General features: G+C 45.7%; 15 protein-coding genes. 7 read left to right on the forward strand and 8 right to left on the reverse strand.

Annotated features, from left to right (window positions below; all coding sequences use genetic code 11):
* Positions 1-301 precede the first annotated feature (301 nt).
* From L0G63_RS11510 to L0G63_RS11525, 4 genes are all read right to left on the reverse strand, one after another.
* Positions 302-673 (reverse strand): CrcB family protein, encoded by a 372-nt coding sequence (locus L0G63_RS11510; RefSeq protein WP_301450785.1) that lies wholly within the window; start codon positions 671-673, stop codon positions 302-304.
* Between the two features lie 50 nt (positions 674-723).
* Positions 724-1,782 (reverse strand): tRNA (adenosine(37)-N6)-threonylcarbamoyltransferase complex transferase subunit TsaD, encoded by a 1,059-nt coding sequence (gene tsaD, locus L0G63_RS11515; RefSeq protein ID WP_301450786.1) that lies wholly within the window; start codon positions 1,780-1,782, stop codon positions 724-726.
* Positions 1,783-2,003: 221 nt separating this feature from the next.
* Entirely contained in the window at positions 2,004-2,507 is a 504-nt protein-coding gene (locus tag L0G63_RS11520) for a cytochrome c5 family protein (RefSeq protein ID WP_301450787.1), read from the reverse strand.
* Between the two features lie 89 nt (positions 2,508-2,596).
* Complete coding sequence (locus L0G63_RS11525; protein WP_301450788.1) at positions 2,597-2,956, reverse strand: hypothetical protein; 360 nt, start codon at positions 2,954-2,956, stop codon at positions 2,597-2,599.
* 639 nt (positions 2,957-3,595) lie between these two features.
* On the opposite strand from L0G63_RS11525, the gene rpsU reads away from it, so the two are divergent.
* Both rpsU and L0G63_RS11535 read left to right on the forward strand, forming a co-directional pair.
* Positions 3,596-3,811 carry a 30S ribosomal protein S21 gene (rpsU, locus tag L0G63_RS11530; protein WP_010195908.1) on the forward strand — a complete coding sequence of 72 codons (216 nt, stop codon included), beginning with the start codon at positions 3,596-3,598 and terminating at the stop codon, positions 3,809-3,811.
* A 205-nt stretch (positions 3,812-4,016) separates the two neighbouring features.
* Complete coding sequence (locus L0G63_RS11535) at positions 4,017-4,466, forward strand: GatB/YqeY domain-containing protein (RefSeq protein ID WP_301450789.1); 450 nt, start codon at positions 4,017-4,019, stop codon at positions 4,464-4,466.
* A gap of 75 nt (positions 4,467-4,541) precedes the next feature.
* On the opposite strand, the gene L0G63_RS11540 is transcribed toward L0G63_RS11535, so the two are convergent.
* Positions 4,542-6,080 carry a M48 family metalloprotease gene (locus L0G63_RS11540; protein ID WP_301450790.1) on the reverse strand — a complete coding sequence of 513 codons (1,539 nt, stop codon included), beginning with the start codon at positions 6,078-6,080 and terminating at the stop codon, positions 4,542-4,544.
* Between the two features lie 476 nt (positions 6,081-6,556).
* Between L0G63_RS11540 and L0G63_RS11545 the strand changes: the two genes are divergently transcribed.
* The 4 genes from L0G63_RS11545 (at position 6,557) to thiS (ending at position 8,879) form a co-directional block, all read left to right on the forward strand.
* On the forward strand, positions 6,557-7,024 hold the full coding sequence (locus L0G63_RS11545) for a sulfurtransferase TusA family protein (RefSeq protein ID WP_301450791.1): 468 nt from the start codon (positions 6,557-6,559) through the stop codon (positions 7,022-7,024).
* A 241-nt stretch (positions 7,025-7,265) separates the two neighbouring features.
* Positions 7,266-8,129, forward strand: a complete 864-nt coding sequence (gene rpoH, locus L0G63_RS11550; RefSeq protein ID WP_301450797.1) for an RNA polymerase sigma factor RpoH — start codon at positions 7,266-7,268, stop codon at positions 8,127-8,129.
* A gap of 24 nt (positions 8,130-8,153) precedes the next feature.
* Positions 8,154-8,528, forward strand: a complete 375-nt coding sequence (locus L0G63_RS11555) for a DUF423 domain-containing protein (protein WP_301450792.1) — start codon at positions 8,154-8,156, stop codon at positions 8,526-8,528.
* A 150-nt stretch (positions 8,529-8,678) separates the two neighbouring features.
* Positions 8,679-8,879 (forward strand): sulfur carrier protein ThiS, encoded by a 201-nt coding sequence (gene thiS, locus L0G63_RS11560; RefSeq protein WP_301450793.1) that lies wholly within the window; start codon positions 8,679-8,681, stop codon positions 8,877-8,879.
* Between the two features lie 226 nt (positions 8,880-9,105).
* On the opposite strand, the gene raiA is transcribed toward thiS, so the two are convergent.
* The gene (gene raiA / locus L0G63_RS11565) at positions 9,106-9,486 is read right to left on the reverse strand and encodes a ribosome-associated translation inhibitor RaiA (protein ID WP_301450794.1); all 381 of its coding nucleotides are present in this window, start codon (positions 9,484-9,486) and stop codon (positions 9,106-9,108) included.
* Between the two features lie 358 nt (positions 9,487-9,844).
* Positions 9,845-11,482, reverse strand: a complete 1,638-nt coding sequence (locus L0G63_RS11570; protein ID WP_301450795.1) for an RNA polymerase factor sigma-54 — start codon at positions 11,480-11,482, stop codon at positions 9,845-9,847.
* Positions 11,483-11,780: 298 nt separating this feature from the next.
* Here L0G63_RS11570 and L0G63_RS11575 point away from each other — a divergent pair, with 298 nt between their 5' ends.
* Positions 11,781-12,680, forward strand: coding sequence for a nitrilase-related carbon-nitrogen hydrolase (locus tag L0G63_RS11575; protein WP_301450796.1), 900 nt, complete (start codon positions 11,781-11,783; stop codon positions 12,678-12,680).
* A gap of 42 nt (positions 12,681-12,722) precedes the next feature.
* Here L0G63_RS11575 and L0G63_RS11580 read toward each other — a convergent pair whose 3' ends face one another.
* Positions 12,723-13,748: a tyrosine recombinase XerC gene (locus L0G63_RS11580; protein ID WP_301450798.1), complete on the reverse strand. Its 1,026-nt coding sequence runs from the start codon at positions 13,746-13,748 to the stop codon at positions 12,723-12,725.
* Between the last annotated feature and the right edge of the window lie 89 nt (positions 13,749-13,837).

Genomic DNA, 13,837 nt, shown 5'->3' on the forward strand with positions numbered 1-13,837 from the left:
TTAGTGAGGTGCTCTTCTTTTTTCAATCACTTTCGAAGTTGAGAGTGGGGTATAGAGATCCTAGGTAAACAAGTAACTACAACGATATTTATTTGGATATATCTTATACGAATTAGAAGTTAATAGAGCTGTAGCGTGTTCTCATGTTTTATTTTTTGTAAGGTAGTTCAAATTATGAGTATACCCCAGCGGAACCAGTCATTATGCCCTCTAGACTCATTAACAGACCATTTAAAACAGACTGTATTTCGGTAACCACTTAAATCAGACCACTCATTAAGCAGGTGATATCGATACAAGCTCAAAGTACGCACTTAAAAAAATAAAACCCAAGCGCGGTAGCCAATAAAGTCAACCCCACATGCAATCCAATTAAACCCAAACCGGCTAGCAATTTACCCGCACTAATAAAAGTAAATACCTCAGCGCTAAAGGTACTAAACGTCGTCAGTCCACCCAAAAACCCAGTAATCACAAACAGTCTGATATTTGGCGATAAATCGCTACCCATGCGCTCAAACCAGACGAGCGCAAGGCCAATCAGCAGACCGCCCAAGACATTTGCGCCAAGCGTACCAAGCGGTATCCAGTGATGCAGTGGATTAAAGCGCGCTAAATAGCCACGTAAACACGCGCCTAATGCTGCTCCTAAGCCGATTGCTAGCCACTGCATAGATTATCCTTCCTTTGTATGGCTTTTGAACGTTATACGGCTGCTAAACTTTACACCGCAGGTAACTCCGTCAACGGCCAACGCGGGATACAGCTCACTGCCAGATCATCCGTTTGTCCAGCGTTTAGGCGCTCAAATCCAGCATAAGCAATCATTGCGCCATTATCTGTACACAGTGCGGGCGGTGCATAGTGTACAGTCGCATTGATTTTTGCTAGCTCCGTCTCTAGCGTCTCGCGCAGATGTGTGTTGGCACTGACGCCACCCGCAATCACTAAGCGGCTCATATTCGCTTGTTTAAGCGCTGTGACGCATTTTTTTACTAGCGTATCGACCATCGCGTGTTGGAAGCTTGCGGCAATATCGGCGCGTACTTGCGGATCGCTATCAGCGCTATTGCCTGAGCCACCAGACTGCGGGGTATCTTTAATCAGATTATGCACTGCCGTTTTCATACCACTAAAGGAGAAATCGAGCCCGCGATGCAGCATTGGCCGCGGCAGCGCATAAGCATCAGGATTGCCAGCTTCTGCCAGTTTGGCAACATTAGGCCCACCGGGATAAGGTAAGCCTAGCATCTTAGCCGCTTTATCAAAGCACTCACCCGCCGCGTCATCGATCGACTCACCCAAGATTTCATACTGTCCCACACCATGAGCGGCTATAAGTAACGTGTGACCACCAGAGACCAACAGCGAAACAAAAGGAAAAGCGGGTGGATTGGCACCCATAAGCGGCGCGAGCAAATGCCCTTCCATATGATGAATACCAATGGCAGGAATATCCAAGCCATACGCCAGACTGCGGCCAAATAATGCGCCGGTCATCAACGCACCAATCAGCCCTGGCCCTTTAGTATAGGCAATCGCATCGATGTCGCTTTTTTTCATATCACACTGCTCAAGCAGCTCGTTGAGTAAGGGCACGAGCTTACGAATATGATCACGACTGGCAAGCTCAGGTACAACGCCGCCATAGAGCGCATGTAGCTCAATCTGTGAGTACAGTACTTGCCCGACCAACCCTTGATTGTCATTATTGATCTGCTCGCTATCAAAGATCGCCAGCCCAGTTTCATCACAAGACGTCTCTAAACCCAATACCTTCATACTTTTGCCTTTATGCTTTTGTTTTCGGACTATTTTTTGCCGCGTTTTTATTGTATATCGCTTTAAAATTTTGAATAGCGAATCAAATCCGCTTCGCACAGCCAGTCATATTTTTAAAATCGATAGTAATAGAAAACGCGCATAAAAAAACCGCCATTGTCAGTCACAATGACGGTCAGTTTAACAAATTTCAATGACTGGTATACTCTATATATACTATATCAGCTTACTGACGCGAGCATATAATCAACAGCGGCTTTGACTTGTGCCTCACTGACACCATTTACCGCTTGTGCTGGCATTTTATTAAAGCCCTTAGCAGAGTGCATATACAGCGTTTCTTTATCTTTGGTCAAACGAGTCGCCCAAGCGGCTGTGTCACCATATTTCGGCGCATTCAATAAACCCGCTGTATGGCAAACCTTACAGTTTGACTCGTAAAGTTTAGCACCAGCATCTGCAGCGAGCATTTCAGGCTCAGCGACAACAGCAGTCTTTTCTTCAACCACCATGTCGGTAGTCTCAGATTCAGCCATAGGCTCAGGCACCGTAGTTTCAGATTCTGTTGCAACTGTTTCTTCAACACTCGTAGCAGCAGTTTCGTTGGCTGCGCTAGACGCTTCCGTAGTCGCGTTATCACCACTACAAGCGCTCAATACTAATAACACACTCAGACTGATAACAGATAAGCTCAGTCTTTTTATATGCTGCTGTATATCGATCATGACCTTACCTTTATTTGTTGCGTCTGTGGCCAAATTTTTTGTAGCAGTTCATAGACTCACAATATTATATTACGAGTCTAATTAAAAGCTTATTCAGCAGGTGTTGCCATATCGGCGCTGTCAGTGGCAGTAGGCGCAGTATCAGCACTCTCTGTGGCTGGGGTTGTCGCGTCTGCCATGCTTGTATCCGCCGTACCTGCTTCAGCAGTAGCATCAGCTTCTGTCCCATCTGTAGCTGTTGCATCCGCCGCTGGCATCGGTGCAGTCTCTGGAAACTCCATGTCTTCTGCTTCAGGGGCGTTTGCGCGTGCCAGCTCAGCCGCTTCATCTACCATATCGATTGCCAACACTTCTTCGTGCTCTTCTCCGCCGCTACAAGCACTCATACCCGCACTCAAAGCCACAATGAAAGCGGTGCTCAACGCTGTGTTCAATACTGTTTTTTTCATTCCAACATCCTCAATAAAATACGCACAAAACGGTTCATAAACTTACTAGGGTCTGTTTGATATTCAAATATGGCGCTGGCAGTCACTATTTTTTAGACAATATGCAGTGAAATGGTTGACGCCTAGTCATTCTAAGTTAAACCATTTCGCCATATAGTGGTAAAAAAGAGTACTGTCCTAAAAGGCTGATACTAAAATTACTCCAAACGTTGTTGAAAGCCTAGCTAAGATCTCGACATTATCGTCGGTTTTCGCCTAGTTTGGTACCATTTTAGCAATCAGCAGTCCTAATATTTGAATATCAAACAGACCCTATAATATGGGAAATATCATAGCATAAACTCCCACTAAACCGTTATAGACCGTAGGGACTTTTTATTGACACTAAACTTTGTGCTCTAACTCGCTCCAAAACCTGACAGCTTAGCCTAGATACATTTTAAACAAAGTATGAATAGACAATAAACCGTTAAAATCATTGACTTTGTTGATATTTTTTATTAAAATACCTGCCCTTACGCCAATGCGTGAGAATTGTCCTAGTTTGAGCTGATGCCAGTAATCTTGAGATATTACGGCTAAATACTAATACACAGCCAAACTAATGCCCTTATATCTCATCCTAATCGAGGAGTCTTCATGCCTGCAGTTAAGGTTAAAGAAAACGAACCAGTTGATATCGCTATCCGTCGTTTCAAGCGCGCTTGTGAAAAAGCTGGTGTATTATCAGACGTACGTAAGCGTGAGTTTTATGAAAAACCAACGCAAGTACGTAAGCGCAAAAAAGCAGCTGCCGTAAAACGTTATAAGAAGAAGTTACAACGCGAAACTATTCGTACCACTCGTATGTACTAATCAATCACCGATTAGTTAAGTACCAGCGCTACACTAACGCCACTGTTATCTATCGATATCAGTGGCGTTTTTTATGCTACAATTTTTGCTATTACTGTTGACGCAATTTTTTATCAAAGCCCGCTCTCAGCAGGTTTTACCCCAAAAAAACTTATTAAACAGTACCCAACAAATAGCATTTAACAAACGAATAAGGATAATAGCAGTGAGCCAACTCAAACAAACACTGTCAGACAGCATCAAAGTCTCCATGAAAGCTCGTGAGCTTGAGCGTGTCAAAATACTGCGCAACGTACAATCAGTCGTCAAACAGATCGAGATCGATCGTCAGGCAGAACTAGATGATGCACAAGTATTAGAAGTACTACAAAAGCAGCTAAAGCAACGTCAAGAGTCGCTCACTATTTTTACTGAAAATGGCCGTGATGATTTGGCGGCCAAAGAGCAGTTTGAAATTGATATTATCAACGAGTTCATGCCGCAGCAGATGAGCAATGATGAGATCATAGCACTGGTGAATGCTGAAATTGCCAAGCAAGGTGCCACCTCTATGCGTGATATGGGTAGCGTGATGGGTGTGCTAAAAAGCAAGACTGCGGGTCGCGCTGATCCAGCCCTGATCTCTAAAATGGTTAAAGACGCCCTACAAGGCTAGTCTTTTAATAGCAGCTGTCTACAAATTGCTATTATTTGACAGGATTCAAACGAACCAGCTATTTCAACATGCCGCCTAAGGCTCAAAGTCTTTGGCGGTTTTTATTGCTTTGATTTCTGCATTGATATTGGCTAGCAATGGGCGCGCACTATTGCTTTGTGCTGTGGCTTGCAGGTTTTCAGTCAATTGCTTGGCCTGCGTCAGTGATGTCAACGCACTCTCATAGCGACCATTCCAGAGCTGATCGTAGCTGCGATAGCGCAATGCGTTGATCGTTGCAATATTAGCCAGTTGTGGTGACGTTGCGGTTTTGGCAAGTTTCTCATTAGCGAGCTGCAAACTTTGCCATGCATAGCGATCGCTTGGCTGCTGCTCTGTTAAGGGCTTGAGTAACGCTTGTGCCTGCATCGGCTGGTTGTTATTGGTAAGTGCTTCGGCTAGATATAGACGTATATCACGGCGCTCAGGATACAAACGCTGCTGACGCTCTAAAATATCTACCGCTTGTTGCCATCTGCCTTGGTCACTTAAGAGCTGGCTGTGAGTAATCGATAATAAAGGCTCTAGGCTTTGGCGCTGCGTATTGGGCAGTTTATTAATCTGTGCCAATATCTCATTGGCATCTTTAGTACGTTGCTGCTGCCCATACCACTTTATGAGGGCAAGCTTAGCGCCCAAACTGTTCTTGGCAGCAGTAGTCAATGTCACCTCAGAGGCCTGCTTTCCAGTGACTTGGACGCGCCAATAGAGCATATCAAACAAAGCTTGATGTCGCTGCTGCTGACTCAATGATAAAGTGGGATACTGCTGAGCGCGGCTGGATGATTCGCTTAGCCTCTCATCACTGAGTGGATGAGAGCGTACAAAGCTTGGTAAAAACCGATTTTGAACCTGATTGAGCTGGCTTTTTTGATTCATCGTGGCAAAAAACCGTGGCATGGCGCGCGGATCGTAACCTGCCTGGGTCATGATTTGCATCCCTACTCGGTCAGCTTCTCGCTCATTATTACGGCTAAAAGCCATACTGCTATTCATAGTCGCCGTCTGCGAGCCCATCATCACTGCTGCTGCCGCATCGCCATCGACTGCCGAGGCAGCTATCGCCGCCAACATACCGCCGATTTGCATGAGCAAGGCTTTTTTGCGCTCGTCTGTACCATGTTCGTAGTGGCGCTGACTGATATGCGCCACTTCGTGTGCGACGACACTTGCCAGCTCATCCATGCTCTTGGCTGCCAAGATCGTCCCTGTGTTGATACCGATGACGCCGCCAGGGGCAGCAAACGCATTGATACTAGGATTATCAAGAATGACCAAACCAAGCGGCGCTTGTTGACGCACTTGGGCATTGAGTCGCCACGTCATGTCTTTTACGGTCTGCTGCACCCATGGATCGTGCTCCATTTTGACACGGCCATTGATGTTTTGTAGTGACCATTCACCCAGCATTTTGTTTTGGTATTGCTCATCAAAGCTCAGTCCCTGTCCGCGTAGGCTGGGTACATCGAATGTTTGCGACTCTTTTGTTTGCCAAGAATAATCAGCAAAGGGTATCGCTTTTGAGTCATTATTATCATCGCTGTGAGCACTGGTAGCGATTGCAAGCAGTATCACTGACAGCCCGACCTTAATGTAACTTGAGCCAGATAATAGACGGGATTCGTATTGATGGTTTGGTCCAAACACTGTCAGTAAAACGCTTTGCGATAATTTTACGCTCGCAAGAGGGTTGTTTTTATCAAGTCGCGACGGTCTATTAACGTGGTACAAGGGTGCATCCTATTAAAGTATTGACGACAGAATATTAACGACAGAGTCTCGACTATACGAGCTTGTTAGTATAAGGTCAATTGCGCTATATGCTTAGCTACCAATCACTCAGCCATCCGTCACTATTGTGCAACATGGCTGTGTGATTCTAGTGAACCGAATGTTACGTTGACTATATTCAAATGCCACTGTGCACAGGCTATTGGTATAATAGGAGCATTCGAGAACCAACGCATTTTTTAGTGACTGTTTTATATATTTAACCTATCACTGCTAGAGTCATTTTATAAAAATACCGACACACTTATAAGGTTTGTATTATGTCCGCTGTCAATCACTCACCCATCAAACGTGCCTCACAATCTCTCTGTTTATCAGCGGGCTTGTCAGATGCTGAGGTGCGTGATGTGAATCACCTATTAGAGTTATTACCAGTGGCGTTGGATCACTCGCATAGTGATGCAAAAGCAACTCTAGAGCACGAGCCACCGTCATTAACCATCAAACGGTTTGTCGATGGTCGCGGTCTTGCCTGCCCTATGCCACTCCTAAAGACTAAGATCGCCCTACGCGATGTCTGCGTTGGTGAATCACTGTATGTCGTGGCAACCGATCCAAACTCACAATCAGATATCACAGCGTTTTGTCGTCAGAGTCAGCAAACACAAACGAGCGACTACTTAGCGTTAATCGTCAACGAAGTTACTGATTTGTCAGGCAATAGCACATCATTGCAGCGTTTCGCTACAATATATCACTTCATCATTACCAAAACTGATAGCAACTAAACGCTGCTGTCCTTTACAATTACAACTATAGAGATTTTTATCTGACTGTTTGCTTAACTATTTAACCAAGGTCAAGAATATGGCTACTACTTCTACTGATGCTGCAAATGACAATAAAACAGACAGCACCGCTCCTATAAAAAATGAGGAACGCGATGCGGCACTAAAAGCCGCAGCTCAGCGCCCACCTTATGATGCCAGTACATTAGGCAATACCAGTACGCGCGATTTGGTGCCAGCAATGCCAACCCATTTGGCAGCGCCGGGGGTTAATCTGGGCGCCTACATCAATACTGTGCATCAAATTCCGATCTTAACGCCTGTACAAGAGCAAGAATTGGCCCATCGCTATTATGATGAGGGCGATGTTGAGGCAGCGCGTCTGCTGGTGATGTCGCATCTGCGCTTTGTCATTCATATTGCGCGCAGTTACTCAGGTTATGGTTTGCCTCAAGCCGACTTAATTCAAGAAGGCAATTTGGGATTAATGAAGGCGGTCAAACGGTTTGATCCTAATAAAGGCGTGCGCTTGGTTTCCTTTGCCGTGCATTGGATCAAAGCTGAAATTCACGAATTTGTGATTCGTAACTGGCGTATCGTAAAAGTTGCGACCACCAAAGCGCATCGTAAATTGTTCTTTAACTTGCGCAGCCTAAAAAAAACCAACAATCAGCTCACGCTAGAAGAAGCAGACGCGATTGCCAAAGATTTGAATGTCACGCGTAAGCAAGTGCTCGAGATGGAGTCGCGTCTGACCTCTTATGACGCCTCATTTGAAGCGCAATCCAGCGACGATGATGACGGTCGCTATGCACCGCAGCTGTTTTTGGAGGATGGCATTGACCCAGCTGAGCAGCTAGAAGAAGAAGACTGGGAAGAAAATAACTCGTCCGCCCTCATCGCGGCTATGGGAACATTGGACGATCGCTCACGTGATATCGTCGAGCAGCGCTGGCTCTCTGAGCAAAAATCCACCTTGCACGAACTGGCAGCAGTTTATTCAATCTCAGCTGAGCGTGTCCGTCAGATTGAAAAAAATGCGATGGACAAAATCCGTGAGGCCATGACCATTGATAGCGTCATCTTACCTGATGATATTCAATAGCATCAAAAAAAGACGAGTGTTGTCATGTTAAATTGGATTGGTATTGCAGCGATTAATATGGCCATCGCTGTCGCTTTGGGGGCATTTGGTGCGCATGGTTTGAAGGGCGTCGTAAATGTGCAACAACTTGAATGGTGGCATACTGCGACGTTATACTTATTTGTGCATGCGCTTGGATTGTTGCTGGTTGGCTTATTGATACGACTGCGATATGCCACTCAGACCACCGCTTTTCTATTACAGATTGGTATTATTATCTTTGCAGGTAGTCTATACGCCATGACGCTTGGGGCACCGCGCTGGTTTGGGGCGATCACGCCTATCGGCGGGGTGCTTATGATCGCAGGTTGGCTATGGCTTGCCGTGACTACATTTCGACTCAAAGCGCCCATCAACTAACTTACGCGATTCATAGCTTGAACAGGTTTGATACAGGGTAATAATACCTATTAGCAAAATTATAGAGCGTCGCAAATGTCTCAAAAGTGCATGTTAAGCTTGAAAGCACATAGGAAGCGACTGGTAGAGGGAATTTTAGGGAGAATTTGTATGAGCACGATTAGTGTGAATGGAAAAAACTTACAGACCACTCATCAGACGGTACAGCTTGTGGTCAATGAGCTTGGACTCAGTCAAGGGCGTTATGCGGTCGAAGTGAATGGCGAGCTGATACCAAAGAGTGAGCTGGCTCAATTACGTATTGTAGAAGGCATGAACATTGAGGTGGTACAAGCGGTCGGTGGCGGCTAGTTTTTATACTGTATTTTATGATAAGCTTTTGTCAGACGCGGACTCTTAGCAATATCATAAAAAAGACCTCAACGTATCAAACGTTTGAGGTCTTTTTTCCTTTATCAATCATTGATTAGCAGGGCAGCTGTTTATCTCATTTCTTATTTGTTCGCTTACCTTGAAAGATTTTTGATAATCCTCTTCATTATCTAATTCATCTAATCAATGTCAATTAAATATCGTACTAAGCTGCTGGTACGGCTTCAGCAGGCGCGGTGCCTTGATAGCGATCTTCACGCCCAGCACCCTGCGTTTTTTTACGCTCTTGACGAGTTTTGTACTTGCGTACTTGTCTATCAAGTTTGTCTGCCATCTCATTAATGGCTTTATACATATCATCTTCTAAGGCTTGGACAAACATTTCTTGACCAGAGACGCGCATGATTGCTTCAGCTTTATGGCTTTTTCTACCGCCATCACTTGCGCCGCTATTGTCTAACGATAATATCACTTTAATACTCTGTATCTGATCAAAATGTCGCTCTACTTTTTCAAGCTTTTCACGAACTGCTGTGTCCATAGCTTCGGTAACGCTGATATGGTGACCACTGATAGAAACATTCATATTATTGTCCTTGTATTTGTGACTTACATTCAACAGATGAAGTCGCATTTCTGCTTTTATCATCTTGCCTTACCAACAACAGCTCTCATGCTTTTAGTAAAATATCGACGTATCCTTTTATCGTCTCCTTTATTAATTATGAATAAATACTATGAGATAGCCTGTAGACTTCGTTGTTGGTATGACTCTAATTTGTCATGAAAGTCGGATAGTAGCAAGACATCAAATTGTAATTAAGTGTAACAATAGCTGTTGTTTCCATCATGTTTCTATATAATCAAAAAATTTTATTTTTTATATCTAGATAGCGTCATAGATAGAGTACCGCTTAGTTCTTATAGACAGCCGATCAATCTCATTAATATTTTTGTTTGCGCTGCGTGGATGAGCCTATGTTCATCGCTTCACGATACTTAGCAACGGTTCTTCTGGCAATATCGATACCATCTGCCAATAATTCTTTTTGAATACGGCTATCCGATAGCGGTTTTTTGGGATCTTCATCGGCGATGAGCTTTTTGATCATGGCACTGATGGCGGTGGATGAAATATCGCCATCCGAACTGCTAACATGGGATGAAAAGAAGTGCTTTAGCGAAAATAGCCCTTGCGGTGTCAAGATGGTTTTGCTGGTCGTGAGGCGTGAGACGGTGGACTCATGCAGGTCTACCTCTTCTGCAATCGCCTTTAAAATAAGGGGCTGCATGGCCGTTGCACCGTGCTGCAAAAACTCTTGCTGGTAACGCACAATGCTAGTGGCTACCTTTAATAGGTTTTGATTGCGCTCCTCAATACTGCGGATAAAGAGGCGCGCATCAGTAAGGTTTTCACGCAGATATTGATTATCAGGACTGTCATCACCGCGTTTGACCAAATTGGCGTACTCTTGGTTGACTCGTAGCTTCGGCAAAGTATCGGGATTGAGGCGCACATGCCATCCCTCCTCTGATGCTTTAGAATCGTCCATCGATTTGCGATGCCTAATAGGGGTCACTAACACATCTGGGATATCGTAACTGTCCGGCTGCTGGGTATAATCAGGCTGATTGATTTGAAACAACAACCCTGGCGATGGGTTTAAAGTACGCAGTAGAGTAAGCGCAGGGGTGATTTTTTCAGGAGCAAGTCCCGTTCGCTCAGTCAGCGCTTTGATATTGTTACTCACCAAAAGCTCGCCGGCTGTTAGCAGCGCTTTTGCCTCTTCAAGATGTTTGGTACTGGCATCTAGCTTTGCCAGCTGAATGGCCAGACACTCACTCAAATGACGCGCGCCAACGCCAATCGGGTCACAAGATTGAATCATGCGTAATACCGCCATGACCTCATCGTACTCAACGCGCTCATCCCACTGATAAAAGTTGGCCATGGTATCAAAGCTTTGTAGCAACTCATCGATATCGATTCGTATGAATCCCATGTCGTCCATAGAGTCCATCAAATACTCTGCAATCAATGTGTCCGTCTCTGATAGGCGCTTAAAATTCAGCTGCCAGCGCACATGGTCTTGAATCGTGGACGAAGTACCGCCTTGATAACTATCAAAGTCATCATCCGCTCTACTGCTACTAGAACCTGTGGAAGCAGAAGCATAGTTACCTGTATCAAAACTGCTGGCGTCAAAGCTATCCGTCTCAAAACCACCATCACTATCCATCGCACCATCATCGATACGAGATTGCTGTAATTTATCCAAGCTATCGGTATTATCGTTACCATAGTCGGTCTGACTCTCAGATCCAGTACTAGAAGAATCACTGCTTTGGTTCCAGCTATCCAGTGTCAATGACTCACTAACATCATCCACATGGTCGTCACGACCATCCTCATATTCATCTTCTTCGATGCGCTCAAGCAGCGGATTGCTGTCAAGCTTGGCCTGAACCTCTTGCGCAAGCTCAAGACTTGAGAGCTGCAGCAGTTTGATAGCCTGCTGCATTTGCGGGGTCAGTTTTTGTGAGGTACTTAGCGTGCTCGCCAATCCGAACGACATACTCATGGGCGGCTTATTACACTCCAGTCTTGGTCATATTGTATTTATTTTGCCAATTAAGGCGATGATGTCACTTTAACAGGACATGACGATAGCATTTTTTATCACAATTTTGCTACGTTAATTTATATCCTATCCAGATACGATTGGTATGTTTGTGATACAAATTTAGCATGTTTGCCTTAATAACCAACCGATAACTACGAATGGTTTGTTCAGCGTCATCAACATTTTATAATAAAAAGCGTCATAAAAAATTGTCATGAGCAGCCATCAAGACTTACCTGTTGCGGAGAATATTGTCATGACTGACACAACAATGCCCTCTCAATTTAGCACAGCTGCCATTCAGATGAACAGCCAACAAGATATCGAGGATAACCTAGCCACCATAAAAGCAGCGATTGCCGAGGCCAAAGCAAAAGGCGCGAAGCTGATCGTCATACCTGAGAACTGCTGTAGCATGGGTCAACAGTTTGCCACTGCAGAGCGTTTTGACGCGCTATCAGCGACCCTGGCAGAGTATGCACGCGCCCATGGTGTCTATCTACTCGCAGGCTCACTGCCCTGCCCTTATCGACCTGATGGTGTGATCGTCCCTGACGGTCGGCTGCGTCAAGCCAGCCAGCTGTTTGCACCTGATGGTACGCGAGTGGCGCGCTACGATAAGATTCATCTGTTTACCGCGACTGTGGCTGATAAGCAAGGCAGCTACAATGAAGCGGCGACATTTGAGCCTGGCACGCAGACCGTGGTTGCGCCTCTTGAGTCAGAAGGCTCTGTGTATCAGTTAGGGATGATGGTGTGTTTTGACTTGCGCTTTCCAGCACTAGCGCAGCGCTTACGTCAAGCAGGCGCTGAGATACTGAGTGCCCCCTCTGCCTTTACCTATCTAACGGGACAGGCGCATTGGTCACTGTTGCTACAGGCACGTGCTTTGGACAGTCAGTGCATGGTGATCGGGGCAGCACAGGGCGGCGATCATGCATATAAAGATGGCAATACGCGCCAGACGTGGGGACATACAGCCATCACCGCTTTTGACGGCAGTATCATTGCGAGCCATGATAGCAGCGAGCCGATTCTGGCGACGGCATCTGATACCGATACAGGCTACGCCATCGTGGTGGGATCGCTGGATAGACAAGCGCAAGCACAAGGACGACAGAAATTACCTATTTTTGATTGTCATCGTTTGGCATAACTTAAAAAGTAACATAGATTGCTTAAACCGTAGATTACTCAATTAGGTAGGATTTTCATCATTTTGAGTGTGGGTGGCTCGTGGATGGGCGCGATCATAGACTTGTGTTAATTTGGCAAAATCAACGTGGGTGTAAATTTGCGTGGTACTGATATCGCTATGTCCTAACATCTCCTGCACGGCACGCAAGTCACCACTACCTGACAGCATGTGTGAGGCAAAGCAATGACGCAGTAGATGGGGATACAAGTTTTGAGCGATACCTGCGCGAGTAGCCGCAACTTTTAGGCGCTGCTGCACTGCCCGCGTTGACAATCTCGTACCGAGTTTTTCACTGATAAATAACGCACTATCCATCTGCTCTACCCACAGATGACGGTGCGGCAAATAGCGTTTAATCGCTTCTGCTGCTTTTGTGCCTAATGGCACTAGACGAGTTTTATTGCCTTTACCTGTGACTCGCACCCGCAAATCCGACAAGTCCACATCTGCTATATCAAGTGCGACCAGCTCGCCGACACGTAGACCACTACTATAGAGTAGCTCAAACATGGCCTTATCACGTAGCCACAAGCGGGCCTGCTCTGGTGTATCAGGGGTCTCTTGATCCAACAGTTGCGTCAACAAATCCACATCAGCAATAGACGGCAAGGGTCTGGGGCTACGCTTGAGCTGATAGCCAGTGGTTGGGTTGATGCGAGCTAGTTCCTCTTCGATCAGCCAGCCATAAAAATGCCGAATCGCTGACAGCTCTTGCTGAACGCTAGCAAGCGCAAGCTTGTCTTCATCGAGACGCTGACTGATATGCTGAGCCAATTGGCGCTTATCACAACGCGTCCACGTCAGACGCTTACCGCGTAAGAACAGTGCCAGTTGGTTTAAGCCAGCAAAATAAGCGGTCAGCGTATGCGGCGAGTGATTACGCACAGACAGCGTATTGAGCCAACGATGGACAGGTTCTAATAACGCTCGTAGCGCGGCATCTGACTCTATATTCGCCGCCAGCTCAGCTGATAGCCAAGGTGCCGTTTGCGTTGTCTGACCGTCTTGATGAGTGGACATAACCATATCAGAAGCACCCATGTTATTGATATCATTTTTCGGTGGTGTATCAAAAAGTATGCTGGAGTAATAAAAGAAGGGTGACAGCCGAAGCA

The organism is Psychrobacter sp. (assembly GCF_030454045.1).
Lineage (GTDB): Bacteria > Pseudomonadota > Gammaproteobacteria > Pseudomonadales > Moraxellaceae > Psychrobacter.